This is a genomic window from bacterium 336/3, assembly GCA_001281695.1.
Lineage (GTDB): Bacteria > Bacteroidota > Bacteroidia > Cytophagales > Thermonemataceae > Raineya.
Window position 1 is genome coordinate 3641905 of record LJIE01000001.1, and the last position, 23974, is coordinate 3665878.

Consider the following 23974-nt stretch of genomic DNA (forward strand, 5'->3'; position numbering starts at 1 on the left):
TTTTTTAATCAAATTGATGAATGAGTTGGACTCCTAATCCCCACTTATCAGAAAAAATAGCTTCTCCATACTCTAAATACACTCCTTTGGCAGGATCATTAGCAATCAGCAACGCTCCATCCATATCTACATAATCTAAAAGTGGCAATAAGTGAGCCATTGCTGAGATTCCAATACTACTTTCAGTCATACATCCCATCATTACTTTTAAGTTCAACTCTTTTGCTTTTTTTATCATTCTGAGAGCTGGTGTAATGCCTCCACACTTTGCCAATTTGATATTGACTCCATCAAAGTAATTTGCACACTTTTCTATATCTGTTTCCATAATACAATTTTCATCTGCAATGATGGGAATTTTTGTGTGTTTTCTCACTTCTGTCATGTTTTCAATATCTTGAGCTTTTAAGGGTTGTTCTATAAATTCTACCCCAAATTTCTTAAATGAAGAAGCATATCTGATAGTTTGCTGGGCACTCCAAGCACAATTGGCATCTATTCTAAAAATAGCATCTGTATATTTTCTCAGTTCTTTTACAATCTCAACATCCTGATTCGTTCCAAGTTTTATTTTATAGATAGGATAATCAATAGCCTTCATTTTAGCTACCATATTTTCTATGGAGTCAAGACCTATGGTATAATTCGATATTGGTATTTTATCATGCAATTCTAAACCCAAATATCTGTATAAAGACTTTTGAGCTTTTTGAGCCAAGTAATCATAAACAGCAATATCTAAGGCACATTGAGCAGAAGGAATATGTTTTAAATAAGGATTTAGATATTCCCAAAAAATTTCTGGTGTTGTTATTTCATAATTTTCTATAATATTTCGATGGCGTTCCAATTCATCTTTTACTTGAATAGCACTGTAACCATAATAAGGGACAGGGACAGCCTCTCCTATGCCTTTTATGCCTTCTGAATCTGTAAGTTCGACGATTATCGTTTCAATACTATTACGACTACCATGAGCCGTTTTAAACGTTTCTTTTGTCTGGAGAGTATATATAAAGCAACGAAACTGCATATTAGTAAGTTTCTATAAAGCTTTTCAAAGCCAGCTTTTCTGTATCTGACAACCCTTTTCTCAATCTATAACGACTTTTCTTCACAGATTCAGGATTTACCCCCAATATATCACCAGCTTCAGAGTCTTTGATTCCGAGTTTTTCAATAGCACAAATTTTCACCTCCACAGGAGATAGCAAAGGAAACTGCTTTTGTAAATTCATAAAAAAATCAGGATATAACACCTCAAAACGCTGTTTGAAACGCACCCAATCATTTTCTGTTGAGAGTTTTGCATTTAATAGTTGCTCTACATTTTCTATTTTACTTTTATCTATTTCGTGTTGTATTTGGCTTAACTCTTGCTGAATTTCATCAATAAAATTATCTTTTTCTATTAGGTTTTGTGTAAAAGAGATTAGTTCTTTTGCCTGCAAATCCAGTTTCATTTGTTTACCTTTAATTTGATTGTGTTTGAGCTTGACTATAAAAATGCTGATAATCAGCAACAACAAAAATGCTGTAATAAGAAGGTATAGCCACAATCTTTTTTGTTTATTTTCAGATTGTAAGAGTTTGTTTTCTTGCTCTTTTTTTTCAGTCTCATATTTAGTTCTAAGCTCTGCAATTTGTTTGGTTTTTTGTTCTGAGAAAACAGAATCTTTTACGTTTACAAATCTCTGATGTGTAGCAAAGGCTTTATCATATTGATTCATAGCTGCATATAATTCTGCCAAATCTTTCAATACTTTCTGAGTATCATTTTTTACGCTTAGTTTTTCTGTAATTCTTAGAGCTTCTAACAGATTTTTAAGAGCCTCATCATATTTTTTCATTTCTTTTTCTATGGAAGCTACATTCATCAAACTCAAAGCTATTCCATGTTCGTTATTCATTTCTCTATCAAAACTCAAAGCTAATTTATAATTCTCTAAAGATTTATCAAAAAAACCTTGCTCCCAATGCATATAACCAATATTGGTATAATTATTTGCCAAAAGTTTCAGATTCTTTCCAGCATTACCAATTTTGGTTGCTTCATCATAATATTCCCAAGCCTTTTTATAATCTTGTTTAATGGCATACAAATTCCCTAAATTAGAATAAGATACTCCCATTGCTTGTACATCTTTAAGTTCTTTTTTGAGCTCTAAAGCTTTTCTTGTATATTCTATTGCTTTATCATAGTCCTGACTTTGTTCATAAATAGCTCCTATATTATTGTAGGCTTTAGCTATTGATTTCTTATCATCTATACTCTCATAAATCCGAAGAGCTTCTATATTTTTTTCTAAACCTTTTGCAAAATTCCCTTGCTGAATATCTATAGAACCAATATTGGTAAGGATAGTAGCTTCTAGCTTTTTATTTTTACTTTTTTTAGCAATTTCTAATCCTTTCTCATAACTCTCTAAGGATTTTCCATAATTGCCTATGATAGATAAAGAAATGCCTAAACTATTATAAGCTTCTAATTGTAAGTGTAATAAATCTAAATCTTTACTTAAATCAAGAGCTTTTTGGTCATATTCTATTGCTTTTTGTGGGTTACTATTTTTCAATGATCCACTCAGTTTTAAATAATTTTTGATACAGTTAGAATCTTGTTTACAATTATTCAGCTCCTGTCGTAAACTATCCACAATTTGAGCCTGACACGCCAAAAATGGAAGTATTGAGATGAGTAAAATAAGTTTATGGTGTAATTTCATTGAAATAAGCTTTTCAACAAAAATACAAAATCAGAGAGAGGGAAAAAGTGATAAGAAGTTTTTTTTAGAAAATAATATCTAATTGTTGTGTTTCAGGCTTTACAGCCCCTAAATACTGAATATTTTGTTGGCTACTAACCACATATATATTTTCGCCTTCTGTTACTTTAATTTTAAGTTGATATTTTGCCAAAAGATAATACACGTCGATAGCTCCAACATACACCCAACAATCCATTAAGCTCTTATTTTTAAGCATTACAGAAATATATTGCATCGTTTTATTTTTATATCAAGAGGATGTTAAAGCATCCTCTTGATAATTTTTTTATTGTTTTACAGTATTTGCTGTTACAAATTCTCCTACTATTTGGTATTTACCATCTTCTGTTTTATACTCAAAAGTTCCACAGATTTTGGTAGTACTAATTGCTTTCAAAAATGCTTTTCCATTCAACAGGACTGCTTTTTGAGAGAGATACAAAGTAGTGTTTGTACTAAAACCTTCATTAGCATCTTTACCATACTGCCCTAATTCAGCAGCAACGATTTTATTATTACCTTTCTCGTCCTTTTTGAAGCGATTAAAGCTAAAATCAAAGCGTATTTGATCAGTTGGCATTTTTTTTACATCACAATTAAAGGCAAAATATTTGGCTTTATCCAATTCAAAATTAGTAATAGTTACATATTGTACAGCCCCCCAATTCTGAGCAAAAATTTGATTCATTTTATCTAATTTTGCATCTTTACCATCTATTACAAGTTTTGTAATTTTTGTTTCTGTAGCTTCACATTTCAGTTCAGCATCAGGAATAGCCAAAAGTTCCATTCGGTCTGGAGTTGGTTCATTTTTCTTTTCCTCTGTTTTTGCTTCTATTTTTGTAGTGTCTGTTTTGCCTTCAGCTTGTTTTTTATCCTCTTTTTTTCCACAAGCGAATGCTCCTATAAGTAATGCCAAAACAATAGATATTTGAGTTATTTTCATTTTAGTAATATTTAGATTTAATAAATTGTTAGAAACTTTATATATTTTAGTACAAAAACAGTTTTTGTTATTATTTCAAAGCTACAGAAAAAGAGCCTTTTACAGTTGTTTTACCATCTTTGCTTATTACATCTATCGTCCCACAAACTTTTTCTTCACTTAAATAAGTGATTTCAGCTTTGCCAGTAGGTAAATTGAGAGCATACCTTTTGTCTTTGGTACTGTAACTAGCTATCAAAGCATCTGATTTCCCGAAACCTTCCGATGAAATATCATAGCTTTGAGCTGCAATCGTAGAACCACCTTTTCCACTAAAATTGATAATCAAACTCACTTCACCTTCTTTTTTGGGTTCACCAACATAGCTTCCTTCTTTGGGATAATTGGATAAAGTGAGTATCAAAGCTGGATATTTTACTTTATCAGACTCCATCATGTTTTTATAGATTTGGATACCTTTTACTTCAAAATTATCCATTTTGAAATCACCTTCGCCTGTAAGAGTAATTTTGGTTTCGGCACAAGATTCGGCTTTGCCAGATTCATTGTTTTTTGAAGCCTCTTCTTTTGTTGTAGTGTTGTTATCTAATCTATTTTCGGTATTTTCTTTTTTTTCACCACCTCCACAAGCAGAGAAACCCAAAAGCACACTAAACATCAAAACATTTAAAATATTTTTTTTCATTGTTTTAAAATTTTAAGATTAAAAATTATAGAAGTTGATAATGAATAATTTTAATACCACCAGTAAATGGGTATATTCTGATTTCCCTGTACAGAAGCAATCAATACACGCCCATTGATGCTTACTTTAGCTCCCACAGGTATATTATGTGTTACTGTTCTGGTTGTATTGGGGCGTAGACGAACGGTATGGCTTCCTGCTTCTTTTCCAGCTCCTCCATCAGACCAAATGACATCAATAGAAGCAGGCTTATTTCTTGATGCATCCATAGAAAACGTTATACTTGCCTTAGCTCCTTTATAAGCAGCCATATAGCCATCAGGGGAGCGTTTCGCTGTCTGATAACGTTCTCTGTCTCTTGGCGACATATTTTTAAGCATCTCAGCTTCTTTAGCTTCGCTAATAGTTTGTCCTGCAATACTTTCATATCCCCAATATTCATTCGATAATTTATATTCAGACATTAAATTATAAGCATTCTGATAACGTTCACGAGTTTCATCATCCATTGTAAAGGCATAAAGGCCTTTCATATTACTGATTTTAGCAAAATCACTACCTTTGAGTTTTGCTGTAATAGCAATCAAAATTTCCACTTTATGTTGTCCATTTTCAGCTTTTTGTAGCATCTCTACAATTTCCCAAGGCATATTATAAGCCAATGCTGTCTGATAAGCTTTTTGCTCTTCCATAGGGTTCGGAAATTTTTCGTTTTTACGATATTTATCTAAAATATTTTCGTAAAACGCTTTATCAGGTACTATTGGAAAGAGTATTTCATCTTTATCATAAGCCATTTTAAATTGTGTCATTTTAGAAAGTTTCAAATCACTTTCTGTTTCAGCACCATCATCTAATTTTGCATATATTTTCACTCTATAATACTGTAATCCACTATAATCCGCCTGTGGTAAATATTCTGTGATTTTCTTTGCTAATTTGAGGCGTGCATATATAAAATCTTTTCCTCCAAATTCTATTTTATCTTCCACAGGTTTTTCAAAATCGTTAGTAAATGTCAGATAATTGGGTATTTCTTGTGGATTAATAGACTTTCCATCTTCATACTTATCAATCTTCACTTTATTTTCTTTTTCTAAACCTGCTCTTTGTTTTTTTACTTCGTCCAAAACACTTGTTTTTACTTCTAATTTCTGATTATCAGATACTTTAGTAGTATTTGCTTTTTCAGTAGATTTTGTTTCTACCTTTTTAGGTTCTTCTTTTTTCTTTCCTAAACCAATTTTGTCTTTCGCTTTTCCTAAATTGATTTGAGCTACTGTTTTGTTTGCTCCACATAACAAAACTAAAAGCAACAGTAATTTAAAGTTTGATTTCATATCTTTTCGATTTTTTGATTGATGAAACAAACATAGATGCCTTGAAAAAAATATCAAAAAAATGAGGGTGGACAAGCGGGGGACAAATTGTAAAATACTCACTTACAACACTTTATTTCATTGTTTTTAGAATAATAATCCTTAAAAAAATTCAATGTGTTAAGTTTTTTAGTATCTTCGAATTATTTTTATAACATCTTTCGATAGCTACTCGTAAAACCTTTTAAAAACTCAATGCATTTCCGTTTCATTATTCTTTTATCTTGGATTTTTTCTATACAAAATAGTTTTGCTCAAATCCGTTTTGCTCAAATTCCAGCAGATACAGTCTATGATTATAAAATTGAGAATAATGATACAACCAAACGTATCCCTATTACTCGTAACCTGTATATTTATGATAAAATTGGACACATCAGAGAAATTTTAACTGAAAAAAAACAAGATAATACATGGAAATATACCACCAGAATCCTATTTAGTTACAACGCTATCAATCGTTTACAAAGCTACAAGAAAGAAATTTGGGATAGTGTTGGTAGGGATTGGTTGAAATACAGTCGTAGAACTTTCGCTTATAATGTTAGATACCTGCCTATCAATTATATAGATGAAATTTGGGATAATCAAAATAATAGTTATCAAAAAATTACCAAAGTCAATTTTGATTATATTTTAGACAATAGAGTTTTTGAAGCCAATTATAAAATATACAAAAACAATGTATGGATTGATTCTTTACGTCAAAATATAGCTTATGATACTTTAAAAAGGATTGTAGGTTTTGAGCAGAAAAAAGCAATTAAAGATGGCTGGAAAATAGATTATGTCTTGGAATATAAATTTCAGCAAAATAAATTTTTTGAAACAATCATTAAAAGTCAAAAAGCCATGAGAAGTTTTGAAATCTTAGGAAAGATTTCTTACTTATATAATAATAAAGGCGAGTATATTGGAGAGAAAAAATATAAATATGACCTTTACAAGCAAAAATATAATGAACAAGAAGGTATTAAACTAAATTATAATACCAAAAAGAAGTATTGGTCATATACTCCTTATCAATTAGAACAGGGAAAAACTATTATCAAAAATCAGAAAATTATTTATCCAACTTCCGTAAAGACTCAAAACCCTCTTCAAGATTTTCATTTTGAACTCATTGACATAAAATAAAAAAGAGGCTTTTGCCTCTTTTTTATTTATCAGAAAAGTATTTGTACTGTTCTATGTGCACAAAAATTAAAAGTTATGAATGTTGTGGTTGCTATTCATTAATTTTTCTTTTACAGAACTGAGTCCAAGTTTCGTTACTTGGGTGAGAATAAATTAATGGATTTTTACCATAGTAAGTAACATTCTTAACTCCTACTGCATCAGCTCTTTTTTTCAACTCTCTTGCATGAAAAGCATGGTGAGAAGGTATATCTGGATTGTAAGGATTATAAGGGTTCACAACATCTCTAAGAGTATTATTTATCCAAATTTCAGGATCATCAGCACTCATTAAAGATAACATATCAACATCAGCTCTATAAGCATCAATAGCAGCTGATTCGTATTGAGCTGTTGAGGATACTCCATATATCTTTTGAATATTGCCTGTTTCGTTAGCCAATATTGATGACCAAGTTAAGCTATAATCAATAAAAACATTATTTACCCAACGGTCTTCAATATTGTAACTTGATTGAGTTTCTCTTGCTACTACACCTTTTACTCTGCTCGATTCTCTTAAAACTGGGTCGCTATTTTGGGAATCTGCAAAGTCATTATTAAATGCTATCCAAAGAGAAGTGCCAGCACCTGCTGAATTACCTGCTAAAATTATTTTATTTTTGTCAATGTTAAAATCACTTGCTCGATTTCTGATATATTGCAAAGCCCTCCTTACATCAGCCATAGGTTTTTTAACGCCTTCTGTTTCTCCTGTATTGTTTAGATACGTATAACGAATAGTAGCAAAAGCAATGTTATTTTGTAGAAAGTACCTAATGTCTGTTGGAAAATCCCAAGCCCCGCCTGACTGAACAGTATATACAAAATCTTTGTCGCCACTCGTAAATCCACCACCATGCACATATATTACCAAGCCTGTGGGTGTGTTAGAGTTAGGCAACCAAATATCAAATTGTGTCCTTTCTTTGCTGTCATAAGCAATGTCTTTTGCAAACTTTGCATTAATCCCTTGCAAGTCAACTGGCGAATCTGAAAAAGTGATGTTTGAATTTGAGGGTACTAGGTTATTATCGTTTTTTTTACAGCTAAATATAGCCAAAATTAAAACTAAAAAAGTAATGGGTATTTCTTGGAATTTTTGCATATTATCTTATGTTTCTATATCAAAAATTAGGTCTGACAGTAGTCAGACCTAAAGAAAATGCTAGATAAGTTCTATTTTATTTTTCATAATTATCTTGGACTTCTACCTCCACTTCTACCACCAGAAGAGCCTGAAGAAGAACCTGATGAAGAGCTTCTGCCAGAACTTGATGAACTTGAGCTTCTTCCTGAATTTGAAGAACCAGAACTCCAACTACTATTTGAGTTATTTCTTCCTGAACCTACACTACTATTGTTGTTATTATTAGAGTTGTTTCTATCAGTAGTAACTCTTGTATTACGTTCTCCTCTTCCTGAATTATTAGAGTTATAAGAGTCTGTACTTGTACTATTTTTTGTTCTACCTACATGAACTTCATTGCTTTGTGTAGCATTGTAAGAGTTAGTTGTGGCATTTCGTGTTCTACCACCTGTTGTATTGACTGTTCTGCCACCATTATTAGGATCAGGGTTTGTATTGCCATTTTGTAATCTTGGATTTGGGGTATTTCTCACCAAAGAGCTTCCTCTTCCTGCTGATGTTCTAGGACCAACTTGAATTTTAGTAGGTCTAGTGTTATCAGGATTCCATGAGTTACCCCAGCCATTATTCCAATTATTTCCCCAACCATTATTCCAACTATTTCCCCAACCATTATTCCAACTATTTCCCCAACCATTATTCCAACTATTTCCCCACATACCTCCTACAACCCAACCATTATTCCAGCTATTACCCCAACCGTTATTCCATGAGTTACCCCAGCCATTATTCCAACTGTTTCCCCAACCATTATTCCAGCCACCTCCCCAAGAATTACAGTTCCAACAATTATTCCAATTGTTATTATTATTCCATCCATTATTTCCCCAACCATTATTCCAAGAATTATAGTTATTCCAATTGGCATTTTGGTTGTTTAAAGGATAATAGTTGGAAGGTGTAGTAGAGTTATTATTTCCTACAGGATAATCTACTGCATCAGGATTTGCATAATTGTTAATAGGCTTTTGGTCATACTCGCTGCTATAAGCATCTGTAGTAAGGCCATTACTCTCTAAAATAGCTTGTTCCTTTTTTATTTCTATTTGTTTTCTGCTCACAGTTGATGTAAAATATACATCATCATTATCATTGTTTTGAGCCAATTGTCTGCCTGATGTACAAGCTCCTAGACCTGCAACAAGCAATAATAAATATATTCGGTTCGATTTCATATACTTTCTATTTTAGAGCCATTGTTATAATGATAAACAAATATTGAACCAAATATGTTCTTGATACTGTTTATTTTATAGTTTAATATACAAGAATAGTCCCTATAAATCTACAAAATTTATAGGGACTATTTTATTTTAAATTCTTATTGTTATTTTTTAGCCAACACAGAGAGTGTATCAAGTGTTTTATCGTGTGGTAACATTTCCTCTTTTTCCAATGCTATCATTTCATTCTCATGTGGTAAGTTTGAATGAGGAGTCATTGAATAAGGAACATTTTGAGGGATAAAATCTGTAAATCCATCTTTCTCACAATTAGGTTTACTATAGTCGTAAGTCCAGCGATAAACAAAAGGAATTTGTCCTTCCCAGTTACCATGACCAGCGTTTATAGGTGCTGTCCACTCTAATGCAGTAGAATTCCAAGGATTTTGGGTTGCCTTTCTACCTCTAAAAATAGAATAAAAGAAGTTAAATCCAAAGATTAACTGAGCTCCAAAAGTTACTGCTGCTGCAATACTAATGAAAGAGTTTAAGTTCAAATATACTTCATCACGGAATGCTGCATAAGCAGAAAATTCATAATATCTTCTTGGGAAACCTGCTATACCAATAAAGTGCATAGGGAAGAATACCAAATAAACACCCATAAAAGTCATCCAAAAGTGAATATAACCTAATTTTTCATCCATCATTCTACCAAACATCTTAGGGAACCAATGATAAATACCAGCAACCATACCAAAGAATGATGCAGAACCCATTACCAAGTGGAAGTGAGCTACTACATAATAGGTATCGTGTAAATAGATATCTAAAGCATTGTTTCCTAGAATAATACCTGTTACACCACCAGAAATAAATAATGATACAAGACCAATAGAGAAAAGCATCGCAGGTGTGTATCGGATATTACCACGCCATAATGTAGTAATATAGTTAAATGCTTTTACTGCTGAAGGAACTGCAATGATCAAAGTTAAGAACATGAAAATACTTCCCAAAAATGGATCCATACCTGTTACAAACATATGGTGAGCCCAAACTATAAAAGAAAGAATTGCAATCCCTAAAATTGAACCAATCATAGCTTTATAACCAAAAATAGGTTTACGAGCATTGGTAGCAATAATTTCAGATGTAATACCTAAAGCTGGTAAAAGTACAATATATACTTCAGGGTGTCCTAAGAACCAGAATAAATGTTGGAATAGAATGGCACTACCACCTGTATGGTCAAGAGCTTGTCCACCAATAAAGATATCAGAAAGGTAAAAACTTGTACCCAAACTTCTATCAAACACTAGCAATAATGCTGCTGAGAACAATACAGGGAAAGATAATAAACCTATAACTGCTGTAATAAAGAAAGCCCAAATAGTTAGTGGCAGACGAGAAAATGTCATACCTTTTGTTCTTAAATTAATTACAGTCGTGATATAATTGATACCTCCTAAAAGTGATGATACAATAAATAGTGTCATTGCTACGAGCCAGTACGTCATACCCGAACCTGAACCCTTAAGAGCTTGTGGTAAGGCACTTAATGGTGGATATACAACCCAACCACCTGCTGCAGGTCCTCCATCGAGGAAGAATGAAGCAAGCATAATCATACTTGATGCAAAGAAGAACCAATAAGAAAGCATATTCATAAATCCTGATGCCATATCTCTTGCTCCAATTTGCAAAGGTATTAAAAAGTTAGAAAATGTTCCACTCAAGCCTGCTGTCAATACAAAGAATACCATAATTGTTCCATGCATGGTTACCATAGCTAGGTAAAACTCAGGATCTAACTGCCCTGTACCATTATCTTGTATAGCTACCCATTTACCTAAAAGAGGTTTTAGCCAAGAATAATCCATATCAGGGAAACCTAATTTCAAACGAAACAGAATGGAAAGCAACCCACCAACAAATGCCCACAGAATACCTGTAATAAGGAACTGCTTGGCGATCATTTTGTGGTCAGTAGAAAAAATGTACTTGGTAATGAAGGTGTCATGGTGTTCATGATGTTCTTCATGAGCGTGTACATCGTGTGCATGAGCAACGTCTGATGCCATATTGATAGTTTTTATAAATTTAAAACTGAAAAATAAAACCTTGATTTACTCTCAACTCTTGAATAGTTGGAGTAAAATTAATTTACTTTGTTTACTTTTTTACCATCTTCCATAGAAACCTTACCAACTTTATCTTTAGTGATAGATTCTATTTTCTTGGCAACATATTCTTTGTTTGTTTCAACAAATGGTTTCTGAGCAGCAAGCCATTTCTTATAGTCGTCTTCATCGTGTACAATTACACGCATACGCATACTGAAATGCCCACGACCACATATTTCTTGACAAACTAACTCATAATCAAAAGTTTCCCAACGAGCCTTTACATCTTCAGGTTTACCTTTGGTTGTACTTGGATCTGGTTTTAAATACTCAGGATTTCTACGTAATTCTTCACGCATTTCCTCTGTTGTTTTTGTAGGAGTAAACCACATTCTAGTGGGTTGTCCTGGAACAGCATCCATTTTTTGACGAAAATGAGGAAACGAAACACTGTGTAAAACATCTCTTGCTCTAATTTGTATACGAACAGGTTTTCCTTTCACTAAATGTAATTCTGTAGCTTGAAAGTCATCATTTACATTTTTGTCTAAGAAGTTCAAACCCATTTCGTTTACATCATCTGTATAACGAAAGTTAAAGCCTCCTAATTTATTATCGCCACCAGGATAACGAGCAATCCAGTTAAATTGTTTACCCATTAACTCTACTAACATTGCATTAGAAGGTGCTTCTTTGGTTACATCTCTCCAAAGCTTCCAACCTGCAAATACCAATACAGTCAAGATAATTGCAGGAACAATTGTCCAAACAATTTCTAACTTCAAGTTATCAGGATAGAATGTAGCTTTATTACCTTTTTTATGACGATATTTGAATGTAAAATAAAATAAAGCAGCATTAGTAATTAAGAACATTAATATAACAACAATGTGGGCAATTTTAGAAAGCGAATCGTAAGCCGCTCCATGACTTGCAGCATCTGGTTGTCCCCATAATGTTGCATGTTTGCCAGCATACCAAAATGCAGCTATTGTACCTATCAATGGGATAAGTAGAAATAAATATGCATTAATGTTATTGGCAGTTGTATCTATTTCTTCTTTGTCTTTGCTTTTGCTTCTCAAGATACCTGCAAGATTACTAATTCTAAAAATGATTAGAAAAACTGCCAGTACAAGAACAACTATCAAAGTTATAATAAGACTATTCATATTTTTTTGAGTTTATGTATTATCAATTATCTGCTCAAGCAGATTGTTTGAAAAACTTATATTTTTATATATTGTGATGCAAACTTTCTTCCATCATAGGGTGATTTTTTGCAATAAGATTTGTTTTAGCCAATGTGGTTGCAAAAACATACACAAAGCTACAAGCAAATAACAATATTGTTCCCATCTCTAAGATAAAAAATCCGCCATGTTCTTTGGTAGTACCAGGCATAATCATCATATAGAAATCTAAATAATGTCCCATCAAAATACCAAAAGCTGTAACTTTTAAGAAAATAGATTTACGTTTAGCATCTCTTGTCATTAAGAACAAGAAAGGAAAAATAAAGTTTACAGCCACATTGAATATAACTAGAGGAGTATAAACGCCTCCTAACTTCTCCATTCTTTCATCCCAATATACAATTTCTTCAGGGATATTTGAGTAATTCTGTAATAAAAATTGAGAGAACCAGATGTAAGTCCAGAACACACTAAAACCAAACATAAATTTACCTAAATCATGTAAATGGTTTTCATTTACCATTTTCAGATATCCTTGATCTTTTAAGAATACCACAGCAAGTGTAAGAATTGCCAAAGCAGATACCCAAGAACTCGCAAAAACATACCAACCAAACATAGTGCTGTACCAGTGAGCATCAATACTCATAATCCAATCCCATGCAGAAGTAGATTCTGTATAACCAAAAATAACAATGAATATAGCACTGAAGGTGATATTCTTTTTATGATAAGTAAAATCACCTTTTTGAGTAATATAATCCTCTTTTATAGAGTTATTTCTGATTACAGTGTATAATGTGTACCAAATACCAAAATATGCTATAAGTCTAATAAACCAAAATAACGGAAAACTTCCAGCTTCTAAAGGTGCAAAGAAATATGCTGATTTGTTATACAAGATACTATCAAAAGTTTTTTTACCTTTTTCGTATAAATCGTGGTGTGTCCAGTGAAATAAGTCATGACCACCCAGAAAAAATACTATCAACAATACAGCCCCTGTAAAAGGTAAAAATGCTCCAAAAGATTCTGAAACTCTACGAATACTTGCAGACCAACCAGCATAAGCTACATATTGAATAGCTACAAATAATACTCCCATTGCTGAGATATAAGTAAAGAATGTTGCATTGAGCCATAAATTTGCCCAAATTCGAGTAAGAGGGTTATAATGGTGTTCTCCCCCTCCTGCTGCATGTGCTCCTTTTGTACCTTCATGAGCAGCTCCGTGAGCTTCATGTGAGCCTATACCCAAATATACCAATATAGCTCCTATTACAAAAAGTACAGCTCCTATTCCAATCCCCATCAACAGTTTTTTCTTCTGTTCTGGCGTGAAAACATAGCGTTCTTCTAAGTTATAATGTACATGAGCCTCTGCCATAATGTTTTATAATTAAAAATGAATATAATCGTTTGTTTAATGTGTATTTGTTAAGAGTCTTAGAAATACTCTCAAATTCACTACTTAGTCTTTTTTTCTTCAGGTTTAGTTGTAGCAGTAGCTGTTGTATCTTTTGCAACAGTGACAGCTACAGGCTTGCCTTCAGGTGTAATTTGTCCTTGTAAAACATGCACATAAGCTACAATTTTCCAACGCTCTAGAGAGTTGATTTGTGAAGCATGAGCCCACATTCTGTTTTTACCATGTGTAATTACATGATAAATATGACCACCATTGACTTTGGCAATAGCACCACCTGAAAGATTAGCTACCCCTGTATATTTTTGTCCTACTAAACCATCCCCTTTACCTTCTTCACCATGACAGTGTGTACAATAATATCCATACAATTCTTTTCCTTCAGCAAGAATTTCTTTTGTGAAAGGAAGAGGATTTTTTAAGTTTTTAGCAGCAGCATCTAAACTATCTTTATGTGTGTTATAAACCATCAAACCTAAATCGTAGTTTACACCAGCAGAATCAGTATAGTTGGTCTTATAGTTACGGCGAGAAACTGTTCCTTTAGCAGGTTCACGCATATTGATTCCGTAAGGATTGATTTTGTTAGCACTATCTGCTACTTGACTAAAAGGGTCATAAGCAACGGAAGTGTACATATTAGGAGCAAACTCTGTTCCTTGATCATTAGGATCTCTTTCACAAGAACTTAAACCCAACAGAGCAGTACCTAAAAAAGCTGACAATATATATTTTTGGATTTTCATCTCTTTATATTTCTTTAATTTTGGATGATAGCGTTTTTTATCTTTCTACAACTTTGGGCTTTTCGCAAGCTCCATGTTTCTCTAAGATAGATTCAATTTCTTCAATACTTTTTGTATTTTTATCTAAATCAACTACCAAAGCATATTTATCGTCAGTTGTACGACGATCAAACATGAATTCAGTCTTGCCAGGTCCCATTGTATTAGAAACTAAAAAGGTAGCTACCATACCCAAGGCAGCGATTAGAACTGTAGCTTCAAAACTTACAGGAACCATTGTAGGAGGATAAAATGTATTTTTACCACCTATAATCATAGGCCAGTCAATTTTCATCATGAAAGTAATCATGGTGATGGCAAGTATAGTACCTGTTGCTCCAAACATAAAGGCTGCAATAGGTATTTTTGTCCTTGGATGCCCTATATATACATCAATATGGTGAATAGGATGTGGAGAATATACTTCATCCACTTTTACACCATCATTTTGTACTTTTTTCACAGCACTCACGATTGTTTCTTCGTGATCGTAAATGCCTACTAAATATTTCTTTGTATCTGAAGTATGTGTTGCCATAATTTAAAGTTTTATCAAGATTGTAAAACATCTTGTTTTTTTAGTTTTTCTTCTGCTACTTTTTTAGCATACTCATCTGATGAATTTAGTACTGTTTTTACTTCTGCCATATTAATTACAGGTAAGTATTTAGCAAACAAGAAGAAGCAAACAAAGAATAAACCAAAGCTAAATACATAATCTCCGACATCATAAATAGTAGGACGGAAATATACCCAACTTGATGGGATATAATCTCTATGTAATGAGGTTACAATAATTACAAAACGCTCGAACCACATACCAATATTAACAACAATAGAGAGAACAAATGTCCAAATTAGGTTTCTACGAATGCTCTTAAACCAGAATAACTGAGGTGAAATTACGTTACAAGTCATCATTGCCCAATAAGCCCACCAATAAGGTCCAAACATACGGTTTAAGAAAGCATAACTTTCTGCTTCAACACCAGAATACCAAGCAATGAAGAACTCTGTGATATATGCAACCCCTACAATAGAACCCGTTAGCATGACAATTTTATTCATCAAATCTATATGTTCCATTGTAATGTAATCTTCTAATTTATACACAACTCTTGTTACAAGCATGAGTGTAAGTACCATTGCAAAACCAGAGAAAATAGCTCCAGCAACGAAGTAAGGAGGGAAAATAGTTGTATGCCAACCAGGTATTACTGATGTAGCAAAGTCCATACTTACAATAGTGTGTACAGAAAGTACAAGTGGTGTAGAAAGACCCGCTAAAATAAGAGCTACATATTCGTATCTTGCCCAAACTTTAGAGCCGCCTTCCCAGCCAAAGGCTAATATTCCATAAATAAATGCAGAAATAGCTCTTCTATTCTTCTTTTTCTCTGCTCTTTCAGCAGGAGTATCTGTTGCTAATAAAGGATATTGTTCTAAAGTTAATTTTGCTCTATCACGAATAGTTGCTAAGTCAGGAATCAAACCTACATACCAGAAAACTGTTGATACCGTAAGATATGTTGAAATCGCAAATACGTCCCATACAAGTGGTGAGTGGAAATTTACCCACAAAGAACCATAAGTATTAGGAAGAGGAAGAGCCCAATGAGCCAACCAAGTACGCCCCATGTGCATCAAAATGAATGAACCAGCACAAAGTACGGCAAAGATAGTCATAGCTTCAGCTGCTCTGTTAATTGATGTTCTCCATTTTTGGCGGAACAATAAAAGAATTGCTGAGATAAGTGTACCAGCGTGACCAATACCTACCCACCACACGAAGTTGGTAATGTCCCAAGCCCAACCTACAGTCTTATTCAATCCCCAAACACCTATTCCGTACCACCAAGTTGAAGCGAGAGATAGACATCCTATTATAAAAAGTATCACAGAAAAGCCAAAAGCAATGAGCCAACTCATACTTGGTTTTTCCTCCACTCGTTTACAGATGTCTTCAGTGATGTCATGCATCGTTTTGCCACCTGTTACAAGAGGTTCTCTTATGGCTGATGTTACCTGCATAAATATATTTCTGTTAGAATTAGATAAAATGTTAAAAATTAAGCCTTGTTTCTGATTTTTGCTAAATAAGTTACATTAGCCTTCACGTTAATTTCTTCTAATAAGTGATATGCTCTATCATCTTCCAAAACAATATCTTTTTGCTCGTTTTTAGTGATGCCAATTGTTTTAGCGATTCTGCTTTCAGGGTCGTTCATATCTCCAAAAATAATTGCATCAGCAGGGCAAGATTGTTGGCATGCTGTTACTACATCACCATCTTTCACTTTGCGTTTTTCTTTTTTAGCTTCTAACTTACCAGCTTGGATACGTTGCACACAAAGAGAACATTTTTCCATCACCCCACGAGAACGAACTGTTACATCAGGATTTAGAACCATTTTACCCAAATCAGATTGACTCATAAAGTTTACATTTGTAAACTTCTCATCGTTTGTATAGTTGAACCAGTTGAAGCGACGTACTTTGAATGGACAGTTGTTTGCACAATAACGAGTACCAATACAACGGTTATAAGTCATTTGGTTTAAGCCTTCTGAACTGTGTGTTGTAGCAACTACAGGGCATACTGTTTCACAAGGTGCATTGTTACAATGCTGACACATAACAGGCAAGAACACTACTTCTGGGCTTTCTGCTGGGTCTTCCATTTTTTTATACCCACTCACACTCTTGTCTTCAAGACTTGCATCCGTACTATAATAACGGTCAATACGAATCCAATGCATTTCACGGGCATTGATAATTTCAGCTCTACCAACTACAGGAACATTGTTTTCTGTTTGACAAGCTATCACACAAGCTCCACAACCAGTACAAGAGTTTAGGTCGATGGTTAAACCCCACCAATGATTTTTGTTATATGCTTCTTCGTGTCCTTTCCACATGGTTAATTGTGTAGGTTTTTTAGGACCTTCTGATGTATTGATAAAAATATCATACTTTTCACGAATAAGCTTTGGATTTTTGTTATATTCTGTAAGATTAGCCTCTCTCACATGCCCACGACCCATAAGAGTTTGGTGAGTCTGTGTCAATGCCATTTCTACTTTGCCTTCTGCTGGTGTAATAGCTACTTCATAAGCAGCATATAAAATGCTACCATTTTGGAAAGAAGCCATAGGATAAACATTTTGTCCTACACCATTGCCACATTTACCTGTGCTGGTACGTCCATATCCTAATGCAACAGAAATTGTATTTTTTTGCTGACCAGGTTGAACAATTACAGGCAATGTAATAGAGCTACCACCTACCGTAATTTTTACCATGCTACCAGTTTCTACACCTAGTTGAGTAGCATAAGATTTTGAGATTTGTGCGTAGTTATCCCAAGTTGCTTTTGTAATAGGGTCGGGAAACTCTTGTAACCAAGGGTTATTAGCCATTGCACCACTTCCTATACCTATTTTTTGATAAATTGCTAACTCAGTTTTTGCATTATCAGCTTTGTAGGCACTACTTACAGCAGAAAGAGCTCCAGTAGTATCACCTTTAAATGCTACATTTGTAGTAGGCGTAGGTTTTACTTCCTGAGTAGGTTTTGTTTCTTTCTGAGTTGAATCTTTAGGCGTTACAACAGCTGTTACAACTTTTGCATCAGTTTCATAAACACCATCATGTAGTGCTTTCGTCCATGCTTCATTGAAAGCTTGACCTTTTAAAATATTTGCTTTCCAAAAACCTTTTAAAACGTCATAATAGTTATTTTTGCTACCAGCCCAAACTAAGAATGAATCTTGAGCTTGGCGAGTTCCCTCTGGGTAAATTGGAGAAATAGCAGGTTGTGTTAAACTATAATGTCCATTTGTAGGGAACGCATCATTCCATGATTCCAAGTAATTTGTATCAGGAGTGATGAATTTACATAATTTAGAAGTTTCATCTATTCTATCAGAGAAAGAAATACTTACAGCTACATTCTTAAGGGCATCTGCTATTTCTTTACCTTTAGGATAATCATAAACAGGATTTGTTCCATAGAAAATTACTGCACCTACACTACCACCTTTCAAATCTTCTACAAATTTAGCCATCTCTTCATCATTGCCTTGCTTTGTATAGTTTGCTTGACCAACATTAAGTGTTGAACCATAGTTAGTTAAGGCATCATTGATAGCATTGACAAGTATTTGTACATTTACATCATTAGAACCACAAACAACCAAAGAGCGTCCTTTTTGAGCTTTTAAGTCATCCGCAGCTTTCTTGATCTTCTCTGCAATATTTTTATCTGTGATAGAGCTTGTTCCGCCTCCTACAATTTCGTTATAAAGTTGAGCAACTACCAATCCTTCTTGAGAAGGGCGAATAACTACACGGTGGTCTGCATTAGCTCCTGTTAAAGATAAACCTGTTTCAAACTGATAATGTCTTGACATGGTTTTCTTTTCTTTGCTAAGCTTTCTTCCTTGTGTATATTGACGGCTATATTCGATAGAAGCCAACCAAGTACCTAAGAAATCAGCGTTGATACTTACAATTGTTTCAGCTTTGCTGAAATCGTAAGTAGGTAATGCGTATGTTCCAAAAGATTTTTCATTTGCTTTTAAGATACCATAAGCAGAAACTGCATCGTAGCTTACATGCTTAGTAGAAGGATACTTTTTAGCAAATTCAGCAATTACAGACTTCGTAGAAGGGCTAATAATTGTGTTGCTGACAATATAAATTGTTCCATTTGTACCTTGAAGAGCTGATAAAATTTTTGAATCTATAGATTCTTTACTTGCTTTTTTACCACCTTCCATGAAAGAATTTAATCTTTCTAAATCGTAAAGATTTAATACTGAAGATTGTACTCTTGCAGATGTACCACCTTTTGTAACCTTAGAAAGTGTATTTCCTTCAATTTTGATAGGACGACCTTCACGAGTTTTTACTAAAATGCTACAATACTCACCATCTTGGAAGTATGTACTTGCATAATAGTTAGGGATACTTGGGTCAATATCTTCTGGTTTATTGAGATAAGGGATAGCTTTTTTCACAGGAGCCTCGCAAGCAGCTAAAGAAACTGCTGCCATTCCAAAGCCCATAAGCTTTAAGAAATCGCGACGAGACGTATTATTATCTTCATCTTTTTCGGCGATAGGTAAAAAGTCAGGAAATTCTTTTTCTGCTTTTTTTACGAACTCCAAATCATTTGTAAGTTCTTCAAAACCTTTCCAGTATATCTTTTTGTTTTCCATATTGCTATGATTGAACCTTCGTTTAATTGAGAAAAGGGACTTAGTATTTCACTAAGTTCCCGAAGTTTTTTAATAATGACATTTAGAACATTCCAAACCACCTATATCTTCAACCTTGAATTGTGTTTTTCCTTTAGATTTGTGGAAAGCCAACAATTTCTCATAGTAAGGGTTTAAAGCATCTTTGCCATTAGCATCTTTTGCTGTGTAACTAACAAGTGTCTGGCGGTGACAATCAATACACCATCCCATTGTAAGCGGAGAGCGTTGTTGAACAATTTCCATTTCTTCAATTTTACCATGACACTGCTCACAAGCTACTTTTCCAGCTACTGTATGTTGAGAGTGATTAAAATATACCAAGTCAGGAAGGTTATGAACACGTATCCATTGTACTGGTTGGTTTTTCTCAATAGCTGTATAAATCTTCTGAATTTCTGGAGAGCCATTTTTGATAGCATTATGGCAATTCATACAGATATTAGAAGAAGGGATGCTTGCAGATTTACCTTTCATTACGGTAGTATGACAATACTGACAAGCAATTTTATATTTACCAATGTGTAATTTGTGTGAGAATGGAATAGGCTGAGAAGGTGCATAACCTTGTTGCATACCAATATCCATTGTTTTATCAATACCTATTTTTGCAACAGCTAAGAAAATAACAGCTGTAAGTACTCCTAAAAATGCTTTGCTACCCAAAACTTTACCTAAATCGAATTTAGATTCTACCTGCTCTTTGTCAGCTTCATCTAAATCATCTCTTTGCTTGAGCAAACGAGTAAGTAATGAGGTAAGTACTAATAATACAATAAGAATTACCAATAACACCACTACCAAAGCACCTAAGATAATGTTGGTTGAGCCTGATTCTGCTGTTGTTCCATCAACTTTCTTACCTCCAGTCTCAGTTGGTTCTACAGGTTTAGGTACAGACTCCACATAAACCAAAAGATCTTTGATGTCACCATCCGTAAGATCAGGGAAGGAGTTCATGGCTGTCTGATTCCAATCATTGTAGAGTTTCACAGCATAAGCATCTCCACTTTTGATAACAGATTGAGAGTTACGAATCCATTTTTGTAGCCAAGCTTCATTACGACGAGCAGTAATCCCTGCTAGGGCTGGACCCGTTGAAGGTTGGTGAATTTTGTGGCAACTTGCACAATTGTTTGCAAACAAGTCTTTGCCTTTTGCAACATCACCTTTTCCCGCAGTTGGGTTTTGGGCAAATGCTACTTGCATACCAAGAACGAAAATAGCCAGTATTACTGTCAATTTTCTGATATCCTGAATGACCGAAGAGTATCGCATAGGTATATAAGGTTGTTAAATCTACGTTTTTTTAGCCTTACAAAAATAATAGGCGTTTTTTTATTCGCAAACTCCATTTCAAACAAATTCGGCTTTTTAGTTCCATTTTTGCTATACTTTTTTACAAAAAACTGATTTACAATTTTTTACTAAAAAACAAATGAGTAATTTAGAATAATTCTAAACAAATTTCAGCTTGTTTTCTAAATTAAATTGGCAATTAGTAAGCATATCAAACCTAAGCCCAACAAAGAAAATCCAATAATATTGAATACTACAGCAGCCTGCCACACTAATGCCAAATAACTAAATATTGCTAAAAACATCACAATAAATGCTGGTATAACTACAAGTATTCCCCATGCAATGATATATCCTATTCCACTCCATTGAGATGTATCTTGATTGGCTATCAGCCACATAATAAGACTTCCTAAAACTAAATAACCAAATCCAATTACTAAAAGCCATAAAGTTTGCAAATTCAATCTTACCAAAAAGAAAAATGCTAAACCCAAAGAAAACCAAGCTATTTTAGTAAAAGTGTCTATGGTATCTGCTCTTTTTTGAGATTTTAGAGGCGTTTGTTCTATTCTATTTGTTTTGAGATGTTTTTTAATTCTTGTAGCCTCTTTGATACTTTGTATTTTCTGTAACAATTGTAGTTTTTTAGGAGCTTTTTCTTGAGTTGCCTTTAAGGTTACTGTTTTATTTACTTTATCAACTTTTTTTATTTCGTTTATCGTATCCTTAATTACTACCTCTATGTTTTGAGTCTCACCAGTTCTGCTTTGAGACTCAAATAGATTTTGAGCATACATAGTATTTTGTAAACAAAACCAAATAATGAGTGTCCAAAAAGTGTTTTTCATAGTTTTTGAGTTTAGGTTTATGATAAAAAAGCTTGTGCAACTTTTAAATCCTCAGGAGTTGTAATTTTGATGTTTTCGTAATTTCCTTCAATGAGTGTTACCTCAAAACCTGCTTTTTCATAAACAGATGCATCATCTGTGATTTCTGGGCTATCCGAAACACGCTCAAAAGATTGCCAAATTTCAGAAAACCTGAATGTTTGAGGAGTTTGAATGAGCCTGTAGGCTGTTCGAGGTACACTCTGACTTCTATCTTCAAAAACTTCTCGGATAGAATCTTTTAAAGTTACAGAAGCTATTGCAGAACCTTTTTCACTTGCAATTTCAAAGCTATTTAAAATAACAGAATCAGAAACCAATGGACGAACTCCATCATGAATCGCCACCAAAGCTTCTTGCGTTTGAGTAGCCACCCAAGTTAGTCCATTTTTAACTGATTGATAACGAGTTGCCCCTCCTACAATGGTTTGAATGGGTATTAAAAAATTATACTTTTGACAAATTTTTTCCCAATAATCCATATCTTTTTGTGGTAAAACTACTACAATATGGGTATTTATCTGATAAAATTTTTCTATGGTATGAAATAAAATAGGTTTTCCATTAAGCAATAAAAACTGCTTTGGTATTTCTGATTGCATCCGAGAGCCACTGCCTCCAGCTACTAAAATGGTATATTTAGGTAATTCCAAAAGTGTTCTTATTATTTTGAGTGTTAAAATAAAAAATGATGAGCAAACATGATAGTATACTCACCATTTTTTTAATATTTTTTGTAAAATTCATGTTTACATGATTTTTCTGTCTTGTATCAAATAGCTTTGAACGTAATCTTTAATTCCTTCTTCCAGTGTATGGAATGGTTTAGCATAGCCTATTGCTTTGAGTTTTTTCATGTTGGCTTCTGTGAAATACTGGTATTTATCACGTATATCAGCAGGTGTATCAACAAAGCTAATTTTAGGTTCTATGTCCATAGCTTTGAAGGTATTTTTGGCTAAGTCTAAGAATGTACGAGCTTTTCCACTTCCTAAATTATAAATTCCAGAATCTTTGCGGTGGTGCATCAGAAACATACAAACTTCCACAACATCTTTTACATACACAAAATCACGTTTTTGTCCACCATCTAAATAATCTGGATGGTGAGAACGGAATAGTTTCATGCTTTGTGTATCTTTAATTTGATTGAATGCATGAAATATTACTGAAGCCATTCTGTTTTTGTGGTATTCGTTAGGACCATAGACATTGAAGAACTTCAATCCTGCCCAAAAAAATGGCTTTTGACTTTGAGCAAGAGCCCATACATCAAAGTCTTGTTTGGATTGTCCGTAAGGATTGAGAGGTTTTAGTTTTGAAATTTTTTGTTCATCATCATCATAGCCTAACTCCCCCAAACCATAAGTAGCAGCAGATGAAGCATATACTAAAGGGATTTGGTACTCTATACAAGCTTGCCACATTTTTTTTGTGTACTCTAAATTCAGATGATTGAATATGTTTACATCAAATTCTGTAGTATCAGTTCTTGCTCCTAAATGAAAAATAAACTCAACTTCTTTGTGATTTTCTTTGAGCCAATCAAAAAATTGTTCTCTTTCGACTCTTTCCTTAATTGTTTTCCCTTCTAAATTAGGGTTCTTCTCTGTCTTTGAAAAGTCATCTACAGCAATAATGGCATTGAAATTATCTTGGTTGAGCCTTGCCACCAAACAACTTCCTATAAAACCTGCTGCACCTGTTACTACAATCATATTTTT

At 33.7% G+C, this 23974-nt stretch carries 18 protein-coding genes and 2 pseudogenes; 1 reads left to right on the forward strand and 19 read right to left on the reverse strand.

Annotated features, from left to right (window positions below):
• Window positions 1-4: 4 nt before the first annotated feature.
• The 6 genes from AD998_17090 to AD998_17115 form a co-directional block, all read right to left on the reverse strand.
• Window positions 5-1033 (reverse strand): L-alanine-DL-glutamate epimerase, encoded by a 1029-nt coding sequence (locus tag AD998_17090; protein KOY87618.1) that lies wholly within the window; start codon window positions 1031-1033, stop codon window positions 5-7.
• A 1-nt stretch (window position 1034) separates the two neighbouring features.
• A complete protein-coding gene (locus AD998_17095) occupies window positions 1035-2726 on the reverse strand; it encodes a hypothetical protein (protein ID KOY87619.1) in 1692 nt (563 codons plus the stop codon).
• Between the two features lie 64 nt (window positions 2727-2790).
• On the reverse strand, window positions 2791-3003 hold the full coding sequence (locus AD998_17100; protein KOY87620.1) for a hypothetical protein: 213 nt from the start codon (window positions 3001-3003) through the stop codon (window positions 2791-2793).
• 51 nt (window positions 3004-3054) lie between these two features.
• Window positions 3055-3714 carry a hypothetical protein gene (locus tag AD998_17105; GenBank protein ID KOY87621.1) on the reverse strand — a complete coding sequence of 220 codons (660 nt, stop codon included), beginning with the start codon at window positions 3712-3714 and terminating at the stop codon, window positions 3055-3057.
• 70 nt (window positions 3715-3784) lie between these two features.
• On the reverse strand, window positions 3785-4399 hold the full coding sequence (locus tag AD998_17110; GenBank protein ID KOY87622.1) for a hypothetical protein: 615 nt from the start codon (window positions 4397-4399) through the stop codon (window positions 3785-3787).
• Between the two features lie 50 nt (window positions 4400-4449).
• The gene (locus AD998_17115; protein KOY87623.1) at window positions 4450-5739 is read right to left on the reverse strand and encodes a hypothetical protein; all 1290 of its coding nucleotides are present in this window, start codon (window positions 5737-5739) and stop codon (window positions 4450-4452) included.
• A 234-nt stretch (window positions 5740-5973) separates the two neighbouring features.
• Here AD998_17115 and AD998_17120 point away from each other — a divergent pair, with 234 nt between their 5' ends.
• A complete protein-coding gene (locus AD998_17120; protein ID KOY87624.1) occupies window positions 5974-6915 on the forward strand; it encodes a hypothetical protein in 942 nt (313 codons plus the stop codon).
• 517 nt (window positions 6916-7432) lie between these two features.
• Here AD998_17120 and AD998_17125 read toward each other — a convergent pair.
• From AD998_17125 to AD998_17185, 13 genes and pseudogenes are all read right to left on the reverse strand, one after another.
• Window positions 7433-7849: pseudogene (locus AD998_17125) on the reverse strand (hypothetical protein).
• A 302-nt stretch (window positions 7850-8151) separates the two neighbouring features.
• Window positions 8152-9279, reverse strand: coding sequence for a hypothetical protein (locus AD998_17130; protein KOY87625.1), 1128 nt, complete (start codon window positions 9277-9279; stop codon window positions 8152-8154).
• A gap of 152 nt (window positions 9280-9431) precedes the next feature.
• Entirely contained in the window at window positions 9432-11351 is a 1920-nt protein-coding gene (locus tag AD998_17135; GenBank protein ID KOY87626.1) for a cytochrome C oxidase, read from the reverse strand.
• Between the two features lie 77 nt (window positions 11352-11428).
• The gene (locus AD998_17140) at window positions 11429-12565 is read right to left on the reverse strand and encodes a hypothetical protein (protein ID KOY87627.1); all 1137 of its coding nucleotides are present in this window, start codon (window positions 12563-12565) and stop codon (window positions 11429-11431) included.
• A gap of 64 nt (window positions 12566-12629) precedes the next feature.
• On the reverse strand, window positions 12630-13976 hold the full coding sequence (locus AD998_17145; protein KOY87628.1) for a quinol:cytochrome C oxidoreductase: 1347 nt from the start codon (window positions 13974-13976) through the stop codon (window positions 12630-12632).
• Window positions 13977-14155: 179 nt separating this feature from the next.
• Window positions 14156-14761: pseudogene (locus AD998_17150) on the reverse strand (cytochrome C).
• Window positions 14762-14798: 37 nt separating this feature from the next.
• Window positions 14799-15338 carry a quinol:cytochrome C oxidoreductase gene (locus AD998_17155; protein ID KOY87629.1) on the reverse strand — a complete coding sequence of 180 codons (540 nt, stop codon included), beginning with the start codon at window positions 15336-15338 and terminating at the stop codon, window positions 14799-14801.
• A gap of 14 nt (window positions 15339-15352) precedes the next feature.
• Entirely contained in the window at window positions 15353-16831 is a 1479-nt protein-coding gene (locus tag AD998_17160) for a hydrogenase (protein KOY87630.1), read from the reverse strand.
• Window positions 16832-16869: 38 nt separating this feature from the next.
• Window positions 16870-20022: a molybdopterin oxidoreductase gene (locus AD998_17165; protein KOY87631.1), complete on the reverse strand. Its 3153-nt coding sequence runs from the start codon at window positions 20020-20022 to the stop codon at window positions 16870-16872.
• A gap of 69 nt (window positions 20023-20091) precedes the next feature.
• Window positions 20092-21339 (reverse strand): hypothetical protein, encoded by a 1248-nt coding sequence (locus AD998_17170; protein KOY87632.1) that lies wholly within the window; start codon window positions 21337-21339, stop codon window positions 20092-20094.
• A gap of 203 nt (window positions 21340-21542) precedes the next feature.
• Window positions 21543-22211: a hypothetical protein gene (locus tag AD998_17175; protein KOY87633.1), complete on the reverse strand. Its 669-nt coding sequence runs from the start codon at window positions 22209-22211 to the stop codon at window positions 21543-21545.
• A gap of 17 nt (window positions 22212-22228) precedes the next feature.
• Window positions 22229-22852 carry a hypothetical protein gene (locus tag AD998_17180; GenBank protein KOY88265.1) on the reverse strand — a complete coding sequence of 208 codons (624 nt, stop codon included), beginning with the start codon at window positions 22850-22852 and terminating at the stop codon, window positions 22229-22231.
• A 147-nt stretch (window positions 22853-22999) separates the two neighbouring features.
• Window positions 23000-23968: an ADP-L-glycero-D-manno-heptose-6-epimerase gene (locus tag AD998_17185; GenBank protein ID KOY87634.1), complete on the reverse strand. Its 969-nt coding sequence runs from the start codon at window positions 23966-23968 to the stop codon at window positions 23000-23002.
• Between the last annotated feature and the right edge of the window lie 6 nt (window positions 23969-23974).

Coding starts and splice junctions, on each gene's coding strand:
- AD998_17105 (KOY87621.1), bottom strand. CDS start 3,714: ATGAAAATAACTCAAATATCTATTGTTTTGGCATTACTTATAGGAGCA.
- AD998_17120 (KOY87624.1), top strand. CDS start 5,974: ATGCATTTCCGTTTCATTATTCTTTTATCTTGGATTTTTTCTATACAA.
- AD998_17110 (KOY87622.1), bottom strand. CDS start 4,399: ATGAAAAAAAATATTTTAAATGTTTTGATGTTTAGTGTGCTTTTGGGT.
- AD998_17165 (KOY87631.1), bottom strand. CDS start 20,022: ATGGAAAACAAAAAGATATACTGGAAAGGTTTTGAAGAACTTACAAAT.
- AD998_17135 (KOY87626.1), bottom strand. CDS start 11,351: ATGGCATCAGACGTTGCTCATGCACACGATGTACACGCTCATGAAGAA.
- AD998_17185 (KOY87634.1), bottom strand. CDS start 23,968: ATGATTGTAGTAACAGGTGCAGCAGGTTTTATAGGAAGTTGTTTGGTG.
- AD998_17170 (KOY87632.1), bottom strand. CDS start 21,339: ATGCGATACTCTTCGGTCATTCAGGATATCAGAAAATTGACAGTAATA.
- AD998_17090 (KOY87618.1), bottom strand. CDS start 1,033: ATGCAGTTTCGTTGCTTTATATATACTCTCCAGACAAAAGAAACGTTT.
- AD998_17155 (KOY87629.1), bottom strand. CDS start 15,338: ATGGCAACACATACTTCAGATACAAAGAAATATTTAGTAGGCATTTAC.
- AD998_17145 (KOY87628.1), bottom strand. CDS start 13,976: ATGGCAGAGGCTCATGTACATTATAACTTAGAAGAACGCTATGTTTTC.
- AD998_17180 (KOY88265.1), bottom strand. CDS start 22,852: ATGCAATCAGAAATACCAAAGCAGTTTTTATTGCTTAATGGAAAACCT.
- AD998_17115 (KOY87623.1), bottom strand. CDS start 5,739: ATGAAATCAAACTTTAAATTACTGTTGCTTTTAGTTTTGTTATGTGGA.
- AD998_17130 (KOY87625.1), bottom strand. CDS start 9,279: ATGAAATCGAACCGAATATATTTATTATTGCTTGTTGCAGGTCTAGGA.
- AD998_17160 (KOY87630.1), bottom strand. CDS start 16,831: ATGCAGGTAACATCAGCCATAAGAGAACCTCTTGTAACAGGTGGCAAA.
- AD998_17140 (KOY87627.1), bottom strand. CDS start 12,565: ATGAATAGTCTTATTATAACTTTGATAGTTGTTCTTGTACTGGCAGTT.
- AD998_17095 (KOY87619.1), bottom strand. CDS start 2,726: ATGAAATTACACCATAAACTTATTTTACTCATCTCAATACTTCCATTT.
- AD998_17175 (KOY87633.1), bottom strand. CDS start 22,211: ATGAAAAACACTTTTTGGACACTCATTATTTGGTTTTGTTTACAAAAT.
- AD998_17100 (KOY87620.1), bottom strand. CDS start 3,003: ATGCAATATATTTCTGTAATGCTTAAAAATAAGAGCTTAATGGATTGT.